This is a genomic window from Streptomyces pactum (assembly GCF_016031615.1).
Taxonomy (GTDB): domain Bacteria; phylum Actinomycetota; class Actinomycetes; order Streptomycetales; family Streptomycetaceae; genus Streptomyces; species Streptomyces pactus.
Genome location: NZ_JACYXC010000001.1, coordinates 287,513 through 309,379, shown reverse-complemented (window position 1 = coordinate 309,379; position 21,867 = coordinate 287,513). Strand labels below are relative to the sequence as shown.

General features: G+C 77.1%; 18 protein-coding genes and 2 pseudogenes. 13 read left to right on the top strand and 7 right to left on the bottom strand.

Going from position 1 to position 21,867, the window contains the following annotated elements; all coding sequences use genetic code 11:
* Positions 1-108: 108 nt before the first annotated feature.
* The 9 genes and pseudogenes from IHE55_RS32925 to IHE55_RS01210 all read left to right on the top strand — a co-directional run.
* Positions 109-339 (top strand): annotated as a pseudogene (locus tag IHE55_RS32925) (HAD-IIIA family hydrolase); the annotation flags it as partial.
* Between the two features lie 25 nt (positions 340-364).
* Positions 365-604 carry an HAD hydrolase-like protein gene (locus IHE55_RS32920; RefSeq protein ID WP_372442600.1) on the top strand — a complete coding sequence of 80 codons (240 nt, stop codon included), beginning with the start codon at positions 365-367 and terminating at the stop codon, positions 602-604.
* Positions 605-644: 40 nt separating this feature from the next.
* Positions 645-1,709, top strand: a complete 1,065-nt coding sequence (locus IHE55_RS01240) for a glycosyltransferase family 9 protein (RefSeq protein WP_197987311.1) — start codon at positions 645-647, stop codon at positions 1,707-1,709.
* Positions 1,706-2,671 (top strand): glycosyltransferase, encoded by a 966-nt coding sequence (locus tag IHE55_RS01235; RefSeq protein WP_197987310.1) that lies wholly within the window; start codon positions 1,706-1,708, stop codon positions 2,669-2,671. The genes IHE55_RS01240 and IHE55_RS01235 overlap by 4 nt, the downstream gene beginning before the upstream one ends.
* The gene (locus tag IHE55_RS01230) at positions 2,671-3,993 is read left to right on the top strand and encodes a glycosyltransferase (RefSeq protein ID WP_197987309.1); all 1,323 of its coding nucleotides are present in this window, start codon (positions 2,671-2,673) and stop codon (positions 3,991-3,993) included. Before IHE55_RS01235 ends, IHE55_RS01230 begins: the two co-directional genes overlap by 1 nt.
* A gap of 82 nt (positions 3,994-4,075) precedes the next feature.
* The gene (locus IHE55_RS01225) at positions 4,076-4,750 is read left to right on the top strand and encodes a D-sedoheptulose-7-phosphate isomerase (RefSeq protein ID WP_197987308.1); all 675 of its coding nucleotides are present in this window, start codon (positions 4,076-4,078) and stop codon (positions 4,748-4,750) included.
* On the top strand, positions 4,747-6,180 hold the full coding sequence (gene rfaE2, locus IHE55_RS01220; protein WP_197987307.1) for a D-glycero-beta-D-manno-heptose 1-phosphate adenylyltransferase: 1,434 nt from the start codon (positions 4,747-4,749) through the stop codon (positions 6,178-6,180). The genes IHE55_RS01225 and rfaE2 overlap by 4 nt, the downstream gene beginning before the upstream one ends.
* Positions 6,177-7,046, top strand: a pseudogene (locus tag IHE55_RS01215) (glycosyltransferase family 9 protein); the annotation flags it as partial. The gene rfaE2 and the pseudogene IHE55_RS01215, both read left to right, overlap by 4 nt.
* A gap of 226 nt (positions 7,047-7,272) precedes the next feature.
* On the top strand, positions 7,273-8,079 hold the full coding sequence (locus IHE55_RS01210; RefSeq protein WP_197987306.1) for an SDR family oxidoreductase: 807 nt from the start codon (positions 7,273-7,275) through the stop codon (positions 8,077-8,079).
* A gap of 508 nt (positions 8,080-8,587) precedes the next feature.
* On the opposite strand, the gene IHE55_RS01205 is transcribed toward IHE55_RS01210, so the two are convergent.
* The 4 genes from IHE55_RS01205 to IHE55_RS01190 form a co-directional block, all read right to left on the bottom strand.
* On the bottom strand, positions 8,588-8,944 hold the full coding sequence (locus tag IHE55_RS01205; RefSeq protein WP_197987305.1) for a DUF8129 domain-containing protein: 357 nt from the start codon (positions 8,942-8,944) through the stop codon (positions 8,588-8,590).
* A complete protein-coding gene (locus tag IHE55_RS01200; protein WP_197987304.1) occupies positions 8,941-9,351 on the bottom strand; it encodes a ChaB family protein in 411 nt (136 codons plus the stop codon). The genes IHE55_RS01205 and IHE55_RS01200 overlap by 4 nt, the downstream gene beginning before the upstream one ends.
* Before the next feature lie 98 nt (positions 9,352-9,449).
* Entirely contained in the window at positions 9,450-10,334 is an 885-nt protein-coding gene (locus tag IHE55_RS01195; protein WP_197987303.1) for an SDR family oxidoreductase, read from the bottom strand.
* Between the two features lie 149 nt (positions 10,335-10,483).
* Positions 10,484-11,668 (bottom strand): zinc-dependent alcohol dehydrogenase, encoded by a 1,185-nt coding sequence (locus IHE55_RS01190; protein WP_197991705.1) that lies wholly within the window; start codon positions 11,666-11,668, stop codon positions 10,484-10,486.
* Between the two features lie 329 nt (positions 11,669-11,997).
* Here IHE55_RS01190 and IHE55_RS01185 point away from each other — a divergent pair, with 329 nt between their 5' ends.
* Entirely contained in the window at positions 11,998-13,479 is a 1,482-nt protein-coding gene (locus IHE55_RS01185) for a carboxylate-amine ligase (protein WP_197987302.1), read from the top strand.
* On the top strand, positions 13,476-14,507 hold the full coding sequence (locus IHE55_RS01180; protein WP_197987301.1) for an iron-containing redox enzyme family protein: 1,032 nt from the start codon (positions 13,476-13,478) through the stop codon (positions 14,505-14,507). Before IHE55_RS01185 ends, IHE55_RS01180 begins: the two co-directional genes overlap by 4 nt.
* A gap of 493 nt (positions 14,508-15,000) precedes the next feature.
* Here the strand turns inward: IHE55_RS01180 and IHE55_RS01175 are convergent, their stop codons facing one another.
* The 3 genes from IHE55_RS01175 to IHE55_RS01165 all read right to left on the bottom strand — a co-directional run bounded on the left by IHE55_RS01175 (position 15,001) and on the right by IHE55_RS01165 (position 17,552).
* Positions 15,001-15,216: a CDGSH iron-sulfur domain-containing protein gene (locus IHE55_RS01175; RefSeq protein ID WP_197987300.1), complete on the bottom strand. Its 216-nt coding sequence runs from the start codon at positions 15,214-15,216 to the stop codon at positions 15,001-15,003.
* Between the two features lie 255 nt (positions 15,217-15,471).
* Positions 15,472-16,122: a HemK2/MTQ2 family protein methyltransferase gene (locus tag IHE55_RS01170; RefSeq protein ID WP_197987299.1), complete on the bottom strand. Its 651-nt coding sequence runs from the start codon at positions 16,120-16,122 to the stop codon at positions 15,472-15,474.
* A 56-nt stretch (positions 16,123-16,178) separates the two neighbouring features.
* Complete coding sequence (locus IHE55_RS01165; protein WP_197987298.1) at positions 16,179-17,552, bottom strand: cytochrome P450; 1,374 nt, start codon at positions 17,550-17,552, stop codon at positions 16,179-16,181.
* 221 nt (positions 17,553-17,773) lie between these two features.
* On the opposite strand from IHE55_RS01165, the gene IHE55_RS01160 reads away from it, so the two are divergent.
* Positions 17,774-19,996, top strand: coding sequence for a catalase (locus tag IHE55_RS01160; RefSeq protein ID WP_197987297.1), 2,223 nt, complete (start codon positions 17,774-17,776; stop codon positions 19,994-19,996).
* Positions 19,997-20,172: 176 nt separating this feature from the next.
* Positions 20,173-21,735, top strand: coding sequence for an FAD-dependent oxidoreductase (locus IHE55_RS01155; protein ID WP_197987296.1), 1,563 nt, complete (start codon positions 20,173-20,175; stop codon positions 21,733-21,735).
* The last annotated feature ends 132 nt before the right edge of the window (positions 21,736-21,867 follow it).

The window sequence follows — 21,867 nt, the reverse complement described above, 5'->3', positions numbered from 1 at the left end:
TCACAGCCCCCCGACCGGCGGACCGGAGAGCCCTGGCTCTTCGGTCCCGTCGCCCCCGCTCCGCGCCCCGCCGGCCGTTCCGCGGCCCGCCGCCGGCTCCCCGCCGCGGTGCTGTTCGACCGGGACGGAACCCTGGTCCAGGACGTGCCGTACAACGGGGACCCGCGGCGGGTGCGGCCGATGCCCGGCGCCCGGGCGGCCCTGGACCGGCTGCGGCGGCGCGGCGTCCGGCTCGGCGTGGTCAGCAACCAGTCCGGCGTCGCCCGCGGGCTGCTGAGCTACCGGCAGGTGGACGCCGTCCGGCACCGGGTGGAGGACCTGCTCGGCCCGTTCGACGTCTGGGCCGTCTGCCCGCACGGCCCCGGTGACGGCTGCCGCTGCCGCAAACCTGCCCCCCGGCCTGGTGCACGCCGCCTGCCGGCGGCTGGGCGTGACCCCGCGCCGGACCGTCGTCATCGGCGACATCGGCTCCGACCTCGACGCCGCCCGCGCGGCCGGCGCCCTGGGCATCCTCGTCCCCACCCCCGGTGACCCTCCCCGAGGAGGTGGCCGCCGCCCCGCACACCGCCCCCCGACCTGCCGGCCGCGGTCCGCGACATCCTGACCGCGCGCCACCTGTCGGCCCCCCGCACCGGAGGCCCGGCATGACCGCCCGCGGGCCCCGCACCCTGGTGGTACGGCTGGACAGCGCCGGCGACGTCCTCCTCGCCGGCCCTGCGGTACGCGCCGCCGCGGCCGGCTCGTCCCACCTGGCGCTGCTGTGCGGCCCGCACGGCGAGGAGGCCGGCTGGATGCTGCCCGGCGTGGACGAGGTCCTGGTCCACGACGCCGCCTGGGTCGGCCTGGACCCGGCGCCGGTCACCCCGCGGGACCTGCGCGCGCTGCTGGACGCCCTCGCCCGGCGGCGGTTCGACCGGGCCCTGGTCCTGGCCTCCTACCACCAGAGCCCGCTGCCCGCCGCGCTGCTGCTGAAGTGGGCCGGCGTGCCCTGGGTCGGCGCCGACAGCGAGCACTACCCCGGGTCGCTGCTGGACCTGCGGCACACCCGCGACCCGCACGCCCACGAGGCCCGCGCCGGCCTGGACCTGGCCGAGGCCGCCGGATTCGCCCTGCCGCCCGGCGACGACGGCCGGCTGCGCACCCTCCCGCCCCCCGACACCACCCCGCTCACCGGCACCGAACCGTACCTCGTGGTCCACCCCGGGGCGGCCGTCGGCGCCCGCAGCTGGACCCCGGACCGGGCCGCCCGCGCGGTCGCGGCCCTGGACCGCGCCGGACACCGGGTCATCGTCACCGGCGGCCCCGCCGAGAAGGAACTGACCGCCGCCGTCGCCGGGGACCGCGCCCTGGACCTCGGCGGCCGCACCGGCCTGACCGAACTCGCCGGCGTCCTGGCCGGCGCCCGCGCCGTGATCGTCGGCAACACCGGCCCGGCCCACCTGGCCGCCGCCGTCGGCACCCCGGTGGTCTCCCTCTTCGCCCCCGTCGTCCCCGCCGAACGCTGGGCGCCCCACGGCGTGCCGCACGTCCTGCTGGGACGGCCGCACGCCCCCTGCGCCGGCACCCGGGCCCGCGACTGCCCGGTCCCCGGCCACCCCTGCCTGGACTCCGTCACCGACGAGGAGGTGCTCCACGCCGTCGCATCGCTGCTCACCGGCGCGGCGGCCCCCGCCGCCGGCCGCCCCCCGTTCCCGGAGGTGACCGCGTGAACATCCTGCTGTGGCATGTCCACGGTTCCTGGACCACGGCGTTCGTCCAGGGTCCGCACACCTATCTGGTCCCCGTCCTGCCCGACCGCGGCCTCGACGGCCGCGGCCGCGCCCGCACCTTCGCCTGGCCCGCCTCGGTCCGCGAACTCACCCCGGAACAGCTGCGCACCGCCGACATCGACCTCGTCGTCCTGCAACGCCCGGAGGAACCGGCGCTCGCCACCCGCTGGCTCGGCGGCCGCCGCCCCGGCCGCGACCTGCCCGCCGTCTACCTCGAACACAACGCCCCGGACGGGGAGGTGCCCGGCACCCGCCACCCGATGGCCGACCGAGACGACATCCCGCTCGTCCACGTCACCCACTTCAACCGGCTCTTCTGGGACAACGGCCGCGCCCCCACCACCGTCGTCGAACACGGCGTGGTCGACCCCGGCCACCGCTACACCGGGGAACTGCCCCGCGCCGCCGTCGTGGTCAACGAGCCGCTGCGGCGCGGCCGGTACACCGGCACCGACCTGCTCCCCGGCCTCGCCGCCGCCGCCCCGCTCGACGTGTTCGGCATGCGCACCGAGAACCTGGCCGCCACCCTGGGCCTGCCGCCCGACCGCTGCCGCGCCGCCGACCTGCCGCAGGCGGACCTGCACACCGCCATGGCCCGGCGCCGCCTGTACCTGCACCCGGTGCGCTGGACCTCGCTGGGCCTGTCCCTCATCGAGGCCATGCACCTGGGCATGCCGGTGGTCGCCCTCGCCACCACCGAGGCCGTCGAGGCCGTACCGCCGGGCACCGGGGTGCTCTCCACCCGCCCCGAGGCCCTCGCCGACGCCGCCCGCCACTACCTGCGCGAACCCCGGGCCGCGGCCGAGGACGGCGCCCGCGCCCGCCGCGCCGCACTGGACCGGTACGGACTCAAACGCTTCCTGCACGACTGGGAGCGGCTGATCGAGGAGGTGACCCGCTGATGCCGCGCATCCACCGCACCGGCGGCCGGCGCACCCCGGCCCGCCACCGCGCCCGCGGCGGCCACGACCCGCAACTGCCGCCCGCCGCCCTGCACATCGCGCTGGTCTCCGAACACGCCAGCCCGCTCGCCACCCTCGGCGGCCGGGACGCCGGCGGCCAGAACGTCCACGTGGCCGCCCTCGCCGGCGCCCTCGCCGACCGCGGCCACCACGTGGTGGTCCACACCCGCCGGGACGCCCCCGACCTCCCCGAACGCGTGCCGCTGCGCCCCGGGGTGGAGGTGATCCACGTACCCGCCGGCCCTCCCGAGCCCCTGCCCAAGGACGAACTCCTGCCCCACATGGCCCGCTTCGGGCAGTACCTGGAACGCCGCTGGCGCGCCGAGCCGCCCGACGTGGTCCACTCCCACTTCTGGATGTCCGGGGTCGCCACCCTGCACGCCGCCCGCCGGCTCGACCTGCCCTTCGCGCACACCTACCACGCGCTCGGCACGGTCAAAAGACGCCACCAGCGGGACGCCGACACCAGCCCCGCCGAACGCGTCGCCTGGGAGACCGAGGTCGGCGCCGGCTGCGACCGCACCATCGCCACCTGCCGCGACGAGGTCTCCGAACTCCTCGCCATGGGACTGGACGAACGGTGGATCGACGTCGTCCCGTGCGGCGTGGACCCGTACCGCTTCTCGCCCCGCGGCCCCGGCGTCCCCCGCCGCACCGACCGGCACCTGCTCGTCCAGATCGGCCGGCTGGTGCCCCGCAAGGGCGCCGCCCTGTCCATCGCCGCCCTCGCCCTCATCCCCGACGCCGAACTCGTCGTCGCCGGCGGCCCGCCGGCGCCGCTGCACGACGCCGACCCCGAGGTCCGGCGGCTGCGCGCCCTCGCCGCCGACCTGGGCGTCGCCGACCGGGTCCACTTCACCGGCGGCCTGCCCCGCTCCCGCGTCCCGGCCCTGCTGCGCACCGCCGACGTGGTGCTCTGCCCCGCCGACTACGAACCGTTCGGCATCGTGCCGCTGGAGGCGATGGCCTGCGGCACCCCCGTGGTGGCCAGCGCCGTCGGCGGCCACCGGGACACCGTGGACGACCCGGCGACCGGCCGGCTGGTACGCCCCGGCGACCCGGTCGCCCTCGCCGAGGCCACCGCCGGCCTGCTCGCCTCCCCGGCCCGCCGCGCCGCCTGCGGCGCCGCCGGCCGCCGCCGGGTCCTCAGCCGCTTCCGCTGGGACCGCGTCGCCGCCGCCACCGACCACATCTACCGCGACATGCGGCTCCGCCGCCGCGACACCCGGCCCCTGACCCCCGCGGCCTCCCGCCGTGCCTGACCGCACCGACACGTGTGAAGGAGGTACGGGGACCCGGCGCCGCCCGCCGCATCCGCGGCACGCGGCACGGCCCCGGACAGCCATGACCGATGCGACGCGCGCAGCACACGAGCACTGCCGAGTCCTCCAGGAGGCCCTGGCCGGCCTGTGCACCCGCGACCTGGACCGGGTCGTCTCCTGGGGACACCACCTCGCCGCGGTGCTGCCCTTCGGCGGGCGCCTGCTCGCCGCCGGCAACGGCGGCAGCGCCGCCCAGGCCCAGCACCTGACCGCCGAACTCGTCGGCCGCTACCGCGACGAACGCCCCGCCTACTCCGCCATCGCCCTGCACGCCGAGACCTCCACCGTCACCGCCATCGGCAACGACTACGGCTTCGAGGAACTGTTCGCCCGCCAGGTCGCCGCCCACGGCCGGCCCGGCGACGTGCTGGTGCTGATGTCCACCTCCGGCCGCAGCCCCAACCTGATCGGCGCCGCCGAGCAGGGCCGCTCGGCCGGGCTGCGGGTGTGGGCGATGACCGGGCCGCGCCCCAACCCGCTGGCCGCCCGCAGCGACGAGACCCTCGCCGTCGAGGCGCCCAGCAGCGCCGCCGTCCAGGAGACCCACCTGGTGGCGCTGCACATCCTGTGCGAGGCCTTCGACGCCGCGGCCGGGCACACCCACCGGGCCCGCCCGCCCGCCGCCGTCGGCACCGGCCGCGCCCGCCGCCGCGCGCTGCGCGCCGGCCGGCCGCTGGGCTCCGGAGGTGTCTCATGACCCGGCAGCCACCCCTGGTGGTCCTCGGCGACACCCTCCTGGACCAGGACATCGACGGCACCGCCTCCCGCCTCGCCCCGGACGCCCCGGCCCCGGTCGTCGACGTCCGCTCCGACCGCAGCCGGCCCGGCGGCGCGGGCCTGGCGGCCTGGCTCGCCGCCGACACCGGCCACGAGGTGGTGCTGGTCACCGGACTCGGCGAGAGCCCGGCGGCCGACCGGGTGCGCGCCGCCCTGGGCCCCCGGGTCCACCTCGTCGAACTCCCGTACAGCGGGAGCCTGCCGGTCAAGACGCGGGTCATGGCCGACGGCCGCCCGCTGGTCCGGGTGGACCGCGGCCACGGCACCCCCGGCGCCCCCGGCGGCCAGGTGCGCGCCGTGCTGCGCGAGGCGCGCGCCGTGCTCGTCGCCGACTACGGACGCGGCACCGCCGGCGCCGCCCGCGAACTGCTCGCCGAGGCCGCCCGCCGGGTGCCGCTGGTGTGGGACCCGCACCCGCGCGGCGACATCCCGGTGGCCGGCGCCCGGCTCGCCACCCCCAACGCCGCCGAGGCCCGGACCCTGACCGCGGCCGCGTCCCCGGGCGCCACGGCGGCCGAGGGCGGCGACGCGCTCCGCGACCACGGCCGGCGCGGCGCCCGGCTCGCCGAGGCCTGGGGCTGCGCCGCCGTCACCGTCACCCTCGGTGAACGCGGCGCGATCCTCGCCCGGCCCGGCGAGGACAACCCGATGTACGTCCCGGCACCGCTCACCGCGCACGGCGACCCCTGCGGCGCCGGCGACCGGTTCGCCGCCACCGCCGCCCGCGCGCTCGCCGACGGCGCCCTCCCCGAGGAGGCCGTCCAGCGGGCCGTGACCGACGCGGCGCGGTTCGTCGCCGACGGCGGCGCCGCCGCGCCCCGCCTGTGGGAGCCCGCCGAACCGCCGCACCCGGCCGGCCCGCCGGCGCCCCCGGCGGCGGACGCCCACGCCCTCGCCGCCCGGGTCCGCGCCCGCGGCGGCACCGTGGTGGCCACCGGCGGCTGCTTCGACCTGCTCCACGCCGGCCACGTCGGCCTGCTGCAGAACGCCCGCCGGGTCGGCGACTGCCTCATCGTCTGCGTCAACTCCGACGCCTCGGTCCGCCGCCTCAAGGGCCCCGGCAGACCCCTCACCCCGGTCGCCGACCGGGTCTCGGTGCTCGCCGGTCTGGGCTGTGTCGACGCGGTCGCCGTCTTCGACGAGGACACCCCCGAACGACTGCTGCGCACCCTGCGCCCCGACGTGTGGGTCAAGGGCGGCGACTACACCCTCGACGAACTCCCCGAGGCGGCCGTGGTGCGCGAGTGGCAGGGCCAGGCGCTGGTCCTGCCCTACCTCGACGGCCGGTCCACCACCGAACTCGCCCGCCGCGCCGCCCTGGCGCCCACCGCCCGCCCGGGGCGCGCATGAACCGCTCCCCGCGCCCCGCCGCCGGGGCCGGCGCCGCGCCCGACCGCGGAGCCCGCACCGCGCCCGGCGCCCGGCCCCGGCTGCTGGTGCTGCGCGCCCTGGGACTGGGCGACCTGCTCACCGCGGTGCCCGCGCTGCGCGCCCTGCGCCGCGCCCACCCCGGCCACGAACTGGTGCTGGCGGCCCCCGGCCGGCTCGCCGAGGCGGTGGCCGCCACCGGAACCGTCCACACCCTGCTCCCCACCACCGCCGCGGACCGAGCCGTCCCGGACCGCCTGGAGTGGACCGGTCCGCCCCCCGATCTCGCGGTCGACCTGCACGGCAACGGCCCGCCCAGCCACCGGCTGCTCGCCGCGCTGCGCCCCGCCCGGCTGCTGGCGTACGCCCGGCCCGGCGAGGCGGTGCCCGGCCCGGTGTGGCGCGAGGACGAGCACGAGCGCGGCCGGTGGTGCCGGCTGCTGCGCTGGTACGGCATCCCCGCCGACCCCGGCGACCTGCGCATCCCGCCGCCCGCCCGCCCTCGCCGGCCCCCGGCGCGGTGGTGGTCCACCCCGGCGCGGACGCCGCCGCCCGCCGCTGGCCGGCCCGGCGGTTCGCAGCGGTGGCCCGGGCGCTGGCGGGAGGCCGGACACCGCGTGGTGATCACCGCCGGGGCCGGGGAGGCACCGCTGGCCCGGGCGGTGGCCGCCGGCGCCGGGCTGCCCCCCGCCGCGGTGCTCGGCGGCACCGGCGACGTGCCCTTCCCCGACCTGGCCGCGGTGCTCGCGCAGGCCCGCGTGGTGGTCGTCGGGGACACCGGCCCGGCCCACCTGGCCACCGCGCTGGGCACCCCCTCGGTGGTGCTGTTCGGCCCGGTGGCCCCCCGGCTGTGGGGCCCGCCGCCGCTGCACCGGCACCGCGTGCTGTGGCACCCCGACAGCACGGCCCCGCGGCCGGGTGACGCGCACGGCACCCGGCCGGACCCGCGGCTGCTGCGGATCGGCGTGCCCGAGGTGCTCGCCGCGGTCGCCGCCGCCACCGGCCCGGCCCCGGCCCGGCCGGCCCCACCACCGTGCGCAGGCCCCGTACGACACTCACCCCAGGAGGCAGCAGATGACCACCACCGGTACCCGGCCGGCCGTTGCCGTGGTGACCGGCGCCGACTCCGGCATCGGCCGGGCCACCGCGGTGGCCCTGGCCCGGGACGGCATGGACGTCGGAATCACCTGGAACACCGACCGCGAAGGCGCCGAGGAGACGGCCGCCGAGGTCCGGGCCGCCGGCCGCCGGGCCGAGACCGAGCACATGGACCTGACCCGGCTGCCGGAGGCCACCGAGGCCGTCGACCGGCTGGCGGACCGGCTCGGCGGGATCGGGGTACTGGTCAACAACGCCGGCACCGGAACCGCCACCCCGTTCGTCGAACTCGACCTCGCCACCTTCCGCGAGGTCCTCGACATCGACCTGCTCGGCCCGTTCCTGTGCGGCCGGAACGCCGCCCGCCGCATGATCGCCCAGGGCGGCGGGGGCCGGATCGTCAACGTCACCAGCGTCCACGAGCACCAGCCGCGGGTCGGCGCCGCCCCGTACTGCGCGGCCAAGGGCGGCCTCGGGCTGCTCACCCAGGTGATGGCGCTGGAACTGGCCGAACACGGCATCCTGGTCAACGCCGTGGCGCCCGGCGAGATCGCCACCCCGATGACCGGCCAGGAGGACGTGGAGGTGACCGGCCGCCACCGGCCCGGCGTCCCGCTGGGGCGGCCCGGCGACGCCCGCGAGGTGGCCGCGGTCATCGCCTTCCTGGCGGGGGAGCGCTCCGGTTACGTCACCGGCGCCTCCTGGGCGGTGGACGGCGGCATGCTGCGGATGGGGCCGATGGCCGGTTCCCACCTCACCGACGACAGCTGGCGCCGCCCCTGACGACCGCCCCGGGGCCCCGTGCCGCACGCCGTGCGGCACGGGGACCCGGGGCGTCGGGTGACGGGTGGTCGGGCGCGGAACCGGGTGCCGGGCGGCGCGCCTGCGGCCGGGACGCCCAACGCCCAACGTCCAATGCCGACGCCGACGCCGATGCCGACGCCGATGCCGAACGTCGAACGGCCGGCAACGGCCGAGCGAAGCCGAACGGCCGAACGGTGCCGAAGGCCGAGCGCAGCGGAACGGCGTGGAGCGCAGGAGCCGGCGCGGCCCGCCCCTGCCGACGGGCTCAGCCCTGACACCCCGGCCTCGACACCCCGGCCTCCCGCCGAAACGGCCCAGGGCGGAGGCGGAAGGGCCACAAGCGGCCGGGCGGACGAACAAGGTCCCCGGTGGTCGGCACACGACACGTGTTCCGACCACCGGGGACCAGCCGACCACCGGGGACCACGGGACCACAGGCCCGTCGGGGCCGTCGAAGGCGTCAGGCCCCGCCAGGCCTGTCCGGCCGTCAGCCCATGGCGTCGCCCTTGGGCTTCGCCGGCTGCGCCGGGGTGCCGTGCGGCGGCGGGTGCACCGGCTCCGCCGCCGTCTGCGGGGACACCGGGGATCCGCCCGACGCCCCGGAGTCCCCCGGGGGCGTCGTCGCGGACTCCCCGCCCGGCGACGGCGTGGCGCCCCGCTTGAGCTGCTCCAGCCGCGCGGTCAGCACCTGCAGCGCCCCGGCCCGGCGCGCGTGCTCGCGCTCGTACCGCAGCAGGGTCTCCAGCTCCTCCGTGCCCAGCGACCGGATGCGGTGCCCCAGGTCGCCCGCGGCGAGCCGGTCGTAGTCGGCGAGCGGCAGCTCGTCGGATCGCCGGTCGTTCATGCCTGCTCCTCCCGCGCTTCCCGGGTCCGGGAGCGGTTCTCCTTGCGGATCGCGGACAGCAGCTCGGACTTGCCCATCCGGGACCGGCCCGGGATGTCCAGCCGCCTGGCGATGTCGTACAGGTGTTCCTTGGAGGCGTTCTCGTCCACCCCCTCGCCGCTGCGGCCGCCGGTCCGCCGGGGCCGCGCGGCGAGCGGATCGGAGGGGCCCTTGCGCCCCTTCTCCTTGCGCTCCCAGTGGTCGCCGACCTTCTCGTGGGTGTGCTTCAGGGCGCTGAACGCCACCCGGTGGGCGCGTTCTCCCTCGCCGTACTGCTCCACGGCCGAGTCGTGCGCCTTGATCCAGGTGCGCTGCGCGGCGTCGTCCGAACGTTCCAGGGTGGACGGGAGCTCCTCGCGTCCCGGCACGGTGCATCACCTCCAGATCGGGCCCGCCGGCGGGGCGGGCCGGGTGCCGGCCGGTGGGCGGCCGGCGGTCGGTCGTCGAACGGCGCGGAGAGGACGCCTCACGGCAGCGGGGTGCCGCCGGTGGCGTTGACGATCTCCGCGGTGATGTAGCTCGCCTCGTCGGAGGCGAGGAAGACGTACGCGGGGGCCAGTTCGGCCGGCTGCGCGGCCCGCCCCAGCGGGGCCTGCGCCCCGAACTCCTCGGTGTCCGGCATGGTGGCCGGGATCAGCGGCGTCCACACCGGGCCCGGCGCCACCGCGTTCACCCGGATGCCCCGGTCCACCAGGGTCGCCGCCAGCCCCTGGGTGAAGGTGACGATGCCGCCCTTGGTGGTGGCGTAGTCCAGCAGGTGCGGACTGGGCTTGTACGCCTGCACCGAGGTGGTGTTGATGATGCTGCCGCCGGCCGGGATGTGCGGGACCGCCATCTTCGACAGCCAGAACATGCCGTACAGATTGGTCCGCACCACCCGGTCGAACTGCTCGGTGCTGATCTTCTCGATGCCGTCGGGCTGCGACATCTGGTACGCCGCGTTGTTGACCAGGACGTCGATACGGCCGAACTCGTCGACCGCGCGGTCGATCAGCTCGCGGCAGGCGGCCTCCTCGCGGATGTCGCAGGCGACCGGGACCGCGCGCCGGCCCGCCTCGGTGACCAGCCGTACCGTCTCCTCGGCCTCCTTCTCCTCCTCCGGCAGGTACGCGAAGAGCACATCGGCGCCCTCCCGCGCGAACGCCAGGGCCACCGCGCGGCCGATCCCCGAGTCGCCACCGGTGATCACCGTGTGCCGTCCTTCCAGGCGACCGCTGCCGCGGTAGGACGACTCACCGTGGTCGGGGCGGGGCTCCATGCGCTCGGTGTCGCCGGGGTGCTCCTGGTCCTGCTGCGGGAAGGTGGGCCGCGGGTACCGCTCGGTGGGATCGGACGGTCGCTGATCGCTCATGTCTCTCCTCGGATGACGCTTCGCACGGTCGGGATGGTCAGGGGGTCGCGGGCAGGACCGGTCCCGGACGACCGGTACCGGTACCCGGTGGGTGGCCGGACGGCCCGGGCGCGCCGGGCCGTCCGCGGACGCACGCGGGGTCGAGGGGGTCAGGGCTTGAACAGGAGCTTGACCATGCCGTCGGACTTGTTCTGGAAGGTCCGGTAGGCCCAGGGGGCGTCGGTCAGCGGCACCTCGTGGGTGGCGAACCCCTCGGCGCCCAGCGGGTCACCGTCGGTCAGCAGCGGCAGGATGTCGTCCACCCACCGGTGGACGTTCGCCTGCCCCATGCGCAGCTGGATCTGCTTGTCGAACAGGGTGAGCATCGGCAGCGGGTCGGTCATCCCGCCGTAGACACCGCTGATGGAGATGGTCCCGCCCCGGCGCACCACGTCGATGGCCGTGTACAGGGCCGCCAGCCGGTCCACCCCCGCACGCCGCATCAGCTTCTCCGCCAGCGCGGACGGCAGCAGCCCGGTGGCGTTCTGGGCGAGCCGGGCGGCCGGTGCCCCGTGGGCCTCCATCCCGACCGCGTCGATCACCGAGTCCGGGCCGCGCCCGTCGGTCATGTCCCGGATCACCTCGGCCAGGTCGTCCCCGTGCTCGCGCAGGTCCAGCGCGGTGATGCCCAGCGCCCGCGCCCGCTCCAGCCGTTCGGGCACCAGGTCCACGCCGATGACCAGGCCCGCGCCCCGGAACTTCGCGATCCGGGTGGCCATGTCGCCGATCGGCCCCAGGCCCAGCACGCAGACGCTGCCCTCCGGCGGCACGGCCGCGTACTCCACCGCCTGCCAGGCGGTGGGCAGGACGTCGGAGAGGAAGACGAAGCGGGAGTCCGGGGGACCGGACGGCACCTTTACCGGGAGGGTGTTGGCGAACGGCACCCGCAGGTACTCCGCCTGACCGCCGGGCACCTGGCCGTAGAGCTTGGTGTACCCGAACAGCGAGGCGCCGCTGTTGTACCGGCGCACCTGGGTGGTCTCGCACTGCGAGTGCAGCCCCGTCCGGCACATGTGGCAGGTGCCGCAGGACACGTTGAACGGGATCACCACCCGGTCGCCCGGCCGCACCGCGGTGACCTCCGAACCCACCTCCTCCACCACCCCCATGGGTTCGTGACCGAGGATGTCCCCCTCCTCCAGGAAGGGGCCGAGCACCTCGTACAGGTGCAGGTCGGAACCGCACAGGCCACTGGAGGTGATCCGCACGATCGCGTCCGTCGGTTCGGTGATCTGCGGGTCCGGCACCGTGTCCACCCGTACGTCCCGCTTGCCGTGCCAGGTCACCGCTTTCATCATGCCTCCCACCAGCTACGCCGGACATATCCCTTGTGTCACGGGTTCTCGCCCAGGACCGGTCCAAACGTCACCCGTCCGGTCCGCCCGCCGCCCCCCGCCCCGGGGCGGGCCCGGCACGGTCGCGGCGGGTGCCTGGAGACGGGCGCCGGCGGCGGCCGGTACGGCGCCGCGGGCGGTGCGGGGGATTGGCGTGGCCCGGGCGGGGAACCCGGAACGTTCCGGCCCCGCCCGACGCGCGGCGCGGCGCGGGCCGCCCGCGGCCCTCGCCCACCGCTGCCCGCGGGGCCGCGCGCACGGCAGGGCGAACAGGCGAGGGGAAGGATGCGATGACGGCGGCCGACGAGACCTGGCCCGGACCCACGGTGGGCGTGGAGGAGGAGTTCTTCCTGGTGGACCCGGACAGCGGACGCCCGCTGCCGGAGGCGGACCAGGTGCTGGCCGACCTGCGCGGGGTGCCGCCGGCCCGGTACGGCGGTGCGGAGCTCCAGCGCGAGCTGCTGGCGTGCCAGGTCGAGGCGGCCTCCGCGGTGTGCCGGTCGCTCACCGGCCTGGCCGGGCGACTCCACCTCGCCAGGCGCCGGCTGGCCGCCGCCGCCCATCGCCGCGGTGCCCTGCTCATCTCCTCCGGCACCCCGCCGGCGCCCCCCGGGCGGGCGACGCTGTCCCGCGGCGACCGCTTCCGGCGGATCGCCGAGCTGTACGCCGGGGTGGTCCCCGACTACCACGCCTCCGGCTGCCACGTGCACGTGGGGGTCCGCGACCGGGAGACGGCCGTCGCGGTGACCGCGCACCTGCGGCCCTGGCTGCCCACCCTGCTGGCGCTCTCCGCCAACTCGCCGCACCACGACGGCGAGGACACCGGCTACGCCAGCTGGCGGATGGTGCAGCAGTCGCGGTTCCCCGGCTCCGGGGTGCCGCCGGTCTTCGACTCCGCCGCGGCGTACGACCGGGAGGTGGCCCGGCTGGTGGACTGCGGGGCCCTGGTGGACGAGCGGATGAGCTTCTGGCTGGTGCGCCCCTCGGCCCGGTTCCCCACCCTGGAGTTCCGGGTGGCCGACGCGGCGGCCACCTGCGACGAGGCGGTGCTCCAGGCCGCCCTCGCCCGCGCCCTGGTCCGCACCGCCGTGGAGGCGGTGGACCGGGGCCGGCCGGCACCGCGGGTCTCCGACCAGGTCGCCGCCGCGGCGGTCTGGTCCGCGGCCCGCCACGGCCTGCACGGCAGCGGGGTGGATCCCTTCCGCGAGCGGCGGGTGCCCGCCACCGAGCTGGTCGCCGCGCTGCTGGCGCACGTCCGGCCGGCGCTGGAGGCCACCGGCGACCGAAAGCTGGTCGACACCCGGCTCAGGTGGCTGACCACGCACGGCGACGGTGCCGCCCGGCAGCGCCGGCATCCACCGGCCGACCGCGCCGCCCTGCTGCGCCACCTCGCCGAGGAGACCGTGGCCCCGCCCCGGGCGGCCGGGCCGGCCCCGACGGCGCCTCGCACACCCGGCGCGCCGTACGCCGCCGGCCCGGTGGGCCCGGCGTCCGTACCCGGTGCGCCGTACGCCGCCGGCCCGGCCGGTGTGCCGTACGCACCCGACCCGCCGCCCGGACCCGACGGACACCGCGTGGCCGGGACCCTGGGCGTGACCGGTCCCGCGGCAGCCCCTGAAGGTCACGGCGCACTCGACGCACCGGGCACACGCGGCACCCCCGGCACGCTCGACGCACCGGGCCCGGTCGGCACCTCCGACGCACACGGCATCCCCGGCACCCCCGACGCACACGGCACCCCCGACGCACTCGACCGAGGAGGACTCAGGTGACCCTCACCGCCACCGGCCGCCCGGCGGACCAGCTCCGCGCCCAGCTGCCGGAGCCGCGCGGCCCGCTCTCCGCCGCCGTCATCGACCTGTTGCGGTCCCCGGCGGGCACCGCGGTACCCGCCGGGCTCGGCCCCGACGAGGACGATCCGTTCGGGGAGGACCTCCAGCTCGCCCTCCACCTGTGCTACGAACTCCACTACCGCTCGTTCGCCGGGGTGGACGACGAGTGGGAGTGGGACCCGGGGCTGCTGGCGCTGCGCCGCCGCGCCGAGGGCGTCTTCCTGGGCGCGCTGCGGTCGGCGACGCAGGGCGGTACCGATGTCACGGCGGAGCTGGGGGCCCTGCTGGTCGAACCCGCCGACGGCGACGGCATCTCCCACCGGCTGCGGGACCGCGGCGACTGGACCTGGATGCGGGAGTACCTGGTCCACCGCTCCATCTACCACCTGAAGGAGGCGGACCCGCACGCCTGGGCGGTACCGCGGCTCCAGGGCCGTGCCAAGGCGGCGCTGGTGGCCGTGGAGTTCGACGAGTTCGGCGGCGGGCACGCCCGGCAGATGCACTCCCGGCTCTTCGAGGACCTGCTCACCGGAGCCGGACTGGACCCGGGGTACCTGCGCTACCTGGACGTGGTGCCGGCCCCCGCCCTCGCCGTCGTCAACATGATGTCGCTGTTCGGCCTGCACCGGTCGCTGCGCGGTGCGCTGGTGGGTCACTTCGCCGCCGCCGAGATCACCACCGGGCCCAGCGCCCGCCGGATGGCCGAGGCGCTGCGCCGGCTGGGCGCGCCCGAGGAGTGCGTACGGTTCTACACCGAACACATCGAGGCCGACGCGGTGCACGAGCAGCTGATGCGACACGACGTGGTGGCCGACCTGCTCGACCGGGAACCGTCGCTCGCCGCGGACGTGGTGCTGGGCATCCAGGCCACCGAACTGCTGGAGGACCGGCTCGCGGACCATCTGCGGAGCTGCTGGGACCGCCAGGTCACCTCGCTGCGCAGGCCGCTGCCCCCGTCCGGACGATGACGTCCGCGCGGACCGGCGGATGACGACCCGTTGACGGCGTGCGCCCGCGGCTGCCGAACCGGGGGCACACGCCGTCATCCGCGGCCGGCGTGCGCCGGCGTGTCCTCCCCGGCGGACACCCGGTGCGGCGGGCGGGCCGGGCCCCACCGCCCGTAGCTTCCGCACGACGAGCCGCCCGCCCGGGCTCCTGGGCGGGCGCTCGTCTTACGCGGTCGCCATGTCCCGGCCGTAGGGGTCGGATGGTCGGCCCCGACGACCGTGTGGCGGGCAGCCGGTATCCCCCCGTACGCGTGGTGCTCCCGCCTGCTCCGTGCGCGGGGCGCTTCCGTCTCCTCAAGGCGTGCGTCTGCCTCCATCACTGCGCGGGGCGCACCCGCCCCACCGGGCGCCTTGATGCCTCAACGCCCGGGTGCGGGTGGGGCAGGCCCCGTCCGGCGGCCTGCCCCACCCGCACCCGGGCGTCCCTCAGTTCAACGGTCCGGTCATCAATCCGTCAGTCCGGCGCCCGGCGGCGTCGGTGGCTGGTGTCGCACCACGGGTACGAGCGGCTGCGCCGGCACGCGCACAGGGCCACCATGAAGCGGTCGGAACGCGCCACCCGCCCGTCCGGCAGGGTCACCTCCACCGGTCCCTCGACCAGCACCGGTCCGCCCGGGTCGAGGATCACCCGCCGCGCCGGGCGGACCGGACCGGCGCCGTCCCCGGCCACCCCCTCCGCGGCGGACGTACTCCCCGGAGCCGTGCCGGAGCCAGTAACCGCCCCCGGCCGCCCCTGTTCCCCGTCCTGCCGTCCCCTTCCACGCCGTCCACCGCTGTCGTGCCGGCCCCCGCCGCGCGGCCCTCGCCCACGGCGCTCCCGGCCGCACCGGCCCCCGGCCCGCCGTCCGCCGGGCCGCCGGGCGGCGGGGGCGCGGACGGGGCGGCGCCGGACGGCTGCGGTCGCGGTCGCGGGCCGGCGGGCCGGTCACCGGTCGGCACGGATCACCACCAGCTCCTCGGTCCGCTGTCCGGGCTCGATCAGCCCCCGTTCCTCCAGCCAGGGGGCACGCTCCGTCATCACCGGACCGAACGGCTGGACCTGGCGGTCCACGACGGAGGGGCGCAGTCCCGCCTCCCGCAGCCGCCGCAGCGTGGTCTCCGTCCCGCACAGCGCGGAGTGCACCAGCAGCATCATGCCGTTCTCGCGCAGCAGCCGGGGTGCCGCCGCACAGAGCCGGTCCAGGCAGGCCCGGCCGTCCTCCCCGGCGTCCCAGGCGGCCGACCGGCGGCGGTGCCGCCAGCCGCTCGGCGGGGTCGGGACGTACGGCGGGTTCGCGGTGACCACGTCGTAGCGGCGGCCGGCGGCGCGGGCGAGGAAGTCGCCGCGCTCGGCCCGCACCGGCAGCCGGCGCAGCCACGCGTTGCATGAGGTGGCGAGCACCGCGGACGCGGAGATGTCCACCGCGTGCACCCGGGCCGCGCCCAGCCGGGCCGCGGCGATGGCTATCACCCCGGTGCCGGTGCACACGTCCAGTACCTGTGCGCCCGGGGCGGGCGCGGCACGCAGCAGCGCCCGCCCGAGCAGCTCGGAATCACCTTGGGGCCGGTAGACGGCCGGAGGCCTCAGAAGAAACACGCGTAACGGGTACCTCGTGTCGCCACCGGCAAACCGGTCCGTTCCGCCGGGCCGGGTCAGCCGCCCCCCGGCGCCGGTCCCGCGCCGGGGCGCAGCACCGAGAAGCGGAGCGCGAAGGGGTCCAGCCCGGCGGGCAGCGGCCCGTCCGGCCCCGGCCGCGTCCGCGAGGTCACCCGGAACATCCGGCCCGGGAGCACCGCGGCCAGCCAGGTGGCGGCCAGCAGCAGGACCACGTCCTCACCGGGGCAGCGGCCCGGGCCCGCGCTGAACGGCACCACCCCGAGCCGGGCCAGGTCCCGCCCGCCGAGCCACCGCTCGGGTACGAAGCGGTCGGGTTCCGCACCGGCCGCCCCGGACCGGTGCAGGTAGGGGGTGTACAGCACGAACGTCGTCCCCGCGGGGACGGTGGTGGCGCCCCGGTGGGTGGCCGTCACGGTCTCCCGCAGCAGCAGCGGGGTGGTGGGCCACAGCCGGAGGGTCTCCCGCACGCAGGCGCGCAGGTAGGGCAGCTCCCGGGGCCGCACCGGGTCGCCGGCGGTGGCCTCCTCGGTGGCCCGGCGCAGCGCCTCCGGGTGGCCGGCCAGGAGCGCCAGGGTGCGCGGCAGGGTCATCCCCACGGCGTCGAACGCGAACAGCCAGTGGCCGACCTGCCCCCACGGATCGGTGCCCGGCGCGGCCGGCGGCAGCGCGGCGGCCAGCGAACCGGGCTCGGCGCCGGCGGTCCGCTCCCGCAGGTGTGCCAGGAACCGCGCGCGCCGCAGCCGGTGCTGCGGCATCAGGTACGACCAGTTGGCCGCGGCGCGCAGCCGCGCCAGCCGCTCCGTGAGCAGGTCGTCGTCCCGGGCCGCGTCCCCGAACACCACCCGCCGCACGGTGCGCCACCAGCTCTTCTCCAGCTCCGGCCAGGCCAGTTCGGCCACCGGGCCGCCGTCCGGCAGCAGCTCTCCGGCCTCCTCGCGGACCACCCGCACCAGCCGGCCGGCGCCGCGGTGCAGGGGCTGCCCGCTGTCCAGCGCGTCTTCGTTGACCCGGCGCCGGTCCTCGCGCACCGCGCCCCGGCTGATCAGGCTGCCGTGCGGCTGGAACTGTGCCAGCGCCGCGCGCTTCTCCCGGGAGGCGGGGGAGAACGGGTCCGGCGTCCGGTCCAGCACGTCCACCGCGTCCCGGGGCGCCAGCACCAGCGCGGCGCGGCGGCCGAACGGCAGCAGCAGCGGGCCGTCCCCGTACCGGGACCGCAGCCGCCGGACGGCGCCGATCCCGGTCCGGTCCCATCCGAGGCGTTCGGCCGCCGCCATCGCCCGGCGGCGTCGGAGCACCGGGCCGCACACCACGCTGGGCAGCAGGACGTACGCCGCGACGCGCAGCGCGTCCGCGGCTCCCGCCCGCGGCAGGGCCCGGTCTCCGGTCGGTGGGGTGTCCTCGGGCCGCATCACCGCTCCAGACTCTCGCCGTCTCCTTGATCGATGTCCGGAACGGTACAGAGTGGACAGCGGGTCCGGGGGTAGAGGCGGCCTGTGATGCGCTGCGCCACCGCCGGCCGTTCACCCGAACGGATCCGCCGTTGGGCGGACCCCACCGGCGTGCCCGTTTCGACCGGCCCCCGGCAGGTCATGGCTGTGGCGTTGCCGACCCCAGGCCGTACGGAGGAACGATGGACAAGGCCCACCCCGAACACCCGACCGGCGACGTCCCGGGGCGCCCGAGCCCCGAGCCGGTGCCGGTCGACGAACCGACCGAGCCGCGCGGCCCGCTGCCGCCCAAGCCCGACCAGCGGGGCCCGGACACGGTCAGCCCGACCGGGCAGGCCACCGGGGTGGACCAGGCGAAGATGGCCCAGGCGGGCAGCTACCTGACCACCGCCCAGGGCAACCGGCTGTACGACACCGACCACTCGCTCAAGGCCGGCCCCCGGGGCCCGGTGCTGCTCCAGGACCACCATCTGCGGGAGAAGATCACCCACTTCGACCACGAGCGCATCCCGGAGCGGGTGGTGCACGCCCGGGGCGCCGCCGCGCACGGGGTGTTCGAGAGCTACGGCACCGCCACCAAGATCACCAAGGCGGCGTTCCTCGCCGAGGGGGTCAGCACCCCGGTCTTCGTGCGGTTCTCCACCGTGCTGGGCTCGCGCGGCTCCGCCGACACGGTGCGCGACACCCGCGGTTTCGCGACGAAGTTCTACACCGCCGAGGGCACCTTCGACCTGGTCGGCAACAACATCCCGGTCTTCTTCATCCAGGACGCGATCAAGTTCCCGGACATCATCCACGCCGGCAAGCCGCACCCGGACCGGGAGATCCCGCAGGCCCAGAGCGCCCACGACACCTTCTGGGACTTCGTCACCCTGCACACCGAGGCCACCCACCACACCCTGTGGAACATGTCCGACCGGGGCATCCCGCGGTCCTACCGGATGATGGAGGGCTTCGGCGTCCACACCTTCCGGCTGGTCAACGCCGAAGGCGCCACCACGCTGGTGAAGTTCCACTGGAAGCCGAAGCTGGGCGTGCACTCCATGGTGTGGGAGGAGGCCCAGATCGTGGGCGGGGTGGACCCCGACTTCCACCGCCGGGACCTCGCCGACGCCATCGAGGCCGGCGCCCACCCGCAGTGGGAGCTGGGCGTGCAGACCTTCCCCGACACCCCCGAGCAGACCTTCGAGGGCATCGACCTGCTCGACCCCACCAACATCGTGCCCGAGGAGATCGCCCCGGTACAGCCGATCGGCCTGCTGACCCTCAACGCCAACCCGTCGAACTTCTTCGCCGAGACCGAGCAGGTCGCCTTCCACCCCGGGCACCTGGTCCCCGGCATCGACGTCACCGACGACCCGCTGCTCGCCGGCCGCCTCTTCTCGTACATCGACACCCAGATCACCCGGCTGGGCGGGCCCAACTTCGCCCAGATCCCGGTCAACCGCACCCACGCCCCGGTCAACGACATGCTCCGGGACGGGATGCACCAGACCGCCGTCCACCGCGGTGTGGCGCCCTACCGGCCCAACTCCCTCGACGGCGGCTGCCCCTTCCAGGCCGGCGCCGACACCGGGGCGTACATCGAGGTTCCGGTGCGGGTGCCGGAGGCCGAGAAGGTCCGGCAGGCGCCGGACTCCTTCGCCGACCACTTCAGCCAGCCCCGCCGGTTCTGGCTGAGCCTGTCCCCGGTGGAGCGCGAACACACCATCGCCGCCTACACCTTCGAGCTGAGCAAGTGCTACGAGGAGGCCATCCGCGAACGCGCGCTGAAGGTGCTGGCCCGGATCGACCCCGTGCTGTGCGAGCAGGTCGCCGCGGGCCTCGGCCTGCCCGCCCCGGAGCCGTCCGAACCCCTCGCCGAGGTCGAGCCCAGCCCCGCCCTGTCCCAGGTCGGCCAGGAGTGGCCGGTGGACGGCCGGGTGGTGGGCATCGTCGCCCACCCCGGCGCCGACCTGGACGGCGTCCGGGCCCTGCGCTCGGCGGTGCTGGAGGCCGGCATGGTGCCCATGGTGGTGGCTCCCACCGGCGGTCGGCTCGACCCGGACGGCGACCCGGTCACCGTCCAGCGCACCTTCGCCGCGGCCCGCTCCACCGAGTTCGACGCGATCGTGCTGGCCGGAGCGCCGTCTCCGGGCGACGACGCGCACGGCGCCCGGGACGCCAAGGCCCCCGCCACCGCGGGCGAGGTCGACCCGCGGGTGCTGCTGCTGGTGTCCGAGGCCTTCCGGCACGGCAAGGCCATCGGCGGCTGGGACGGCGCCGAGACGGTGCTGCGCGCCGCCGGGGTGCCCGCCGACGCGCCGGGCGTGGTCGGCGGCGACAGCGGCCCGGCGGTCCTGGAGCGGATCGTGCCGCTGCTGCGCCGCCACCGCGTCTGGGAACGCTTCCGCACCACCGTCTGACCCCCGGCACCCCACCGGGCCGGCCGCGGCGGCCCGCACCGGACGGCCCGCGCCGGGCGCCCGCCGGGGCGCCCCTCCCCACGGGGCGGCCGCGCGCCGGCGGACCCGCCGCACCGGCGGGCCGTCGCGCCGCCGGCCCGGCCCGCCCACCGGCCCCAGGAAAGGACCGTGCGGCCATGTCGTACTGGATGGAAACCGCCCCTGCCGACACCCACCCCCCGCTCACCGCCGACACCGAGGCCGACGTCGCGGTCGTCGGGGGCGGGGTGGCGGGCCTGGCCACCGCCTGGGAACTCACCCGGGCCGGCCGCCGGGTCGTGGTGCTGGAGGCGCAGCGCGTCGCCGGCGGCACGACCGGACACACCACCGCCAAGGTCACCGCCCTGCACAACCAGGTCTACGACCACCTGCGCCGCACCCGGGGCCCGGCGGGGGCCCGGATGTACGCCCACTCCCAGCAGGCGGCCGTGGAGCGGGTCGCGGAGGTGACCGCGGAGCTGGGCATCGACTGCGACCTCGAACGCCGCCCCGCCTACACCTACACCACCCGGGACAGCCAGGTCGCCGCGCTGCGCGCCGAGGCCGAGGCGGCCCGCGACGCCGGGCTGGCGGCGGAGTTCACCACCACCACCGGCCTGCCGTTCCCGGTCGCCGGGGCGGTCCGGGTGGACCACCAGGCCCAGTTCCACCCGCGCCGCTACCTCCTCGCCCTGGTCGCGGACCTCGTCGCCCGCGGCGGGCGCGTCCACGAGGGGACCCGGGTCACCGGGCTCACCGAGGGCGACCCCTGCCGGCTCACCACCGAGGACGGGCACCAGGTGACGGCCGGGCAGGTCGTCGTCGCCACCCACTACCCGGTCTTCGACCGGGCCCTGCTGTTCACCCGGCTCTCGGTGCACCGGGAACTCGTGGTTGCCGGGCCGATCCCGGAGACCGCCGACCCCGGCGGCATGTTCATCACCTCCGAGGACGGCAAGCGCTCGGTGCGCACCGCCCCCGGCCCCGACGGCCGGCGCCTGCTCATCGTCACCGGGGAGAGCTTCACCCCCGGCACCGGGCACGCCCCCGAGGGGTTCCGGCGGCTGGAGGCGTGGACCCGCGAGCACTTCCCGGTCACCGGCATCACCCACCGCTGGGCCGCCCAGGACGCCGACCCGACCGACACGGTCCCCCTGATCGGTCCGCTGCACCCCGGCGCCCGCAACACCTACGTCGCCACCGGCTTCGCCGGCTGGGGCATGACCGGCGGCGTGCTGGCCGGCCGGCTGCTGACCGCGCTGCTCACCGGCGAGGAACCGCCCTGGGCCCGGCTGTACGACCCGCGGCGGATGCGCTCCGCGCTCCGCGAACTGCCGCCCTTCCTCAAGCACCAGGCCGGGGTGGCGCAGCACTTCGTCGGCGACCGGCTGTCCGCCGCCGGTCCCCGCGCGGTGGCGGACATCGCCCCGGGCACCGGGGCGGTGGTCCGCGTCGGGGCCGGCCACCGCGCGGTGTACCGGGCCCCCGACGGCACCCTGCACACGCTGAGCGCGCGCTGCACCCACCTGGGGTGCCTGGTCTCCTTCAACGCCGCCGAGACCACCTGGGAGTGCCCCTGCCACGGCTCCCGCTTCGGCACCGACGGCCGGGTGCTCCAGGGCCCCGCCAACACCCCGCTGGCCCGCCGGGACCTGGACGAGGGGGAGGCGGGGAGCGGTGCCGGCGAGGAGCCTGCGGCGCGCGGAGACGGGGAGGACTGACCGCCGGCGGGACGCGCGGAGCCGCCGCCGGGAAGGACCGGAAGGGGACGGCCGGGTACGGGCGTGCGGGACGCCGCCCGGGTGCCCCCTCCGGGTGCCCCCTGCGGAGTCGCGCAGCCGGCCCCAGGCGGC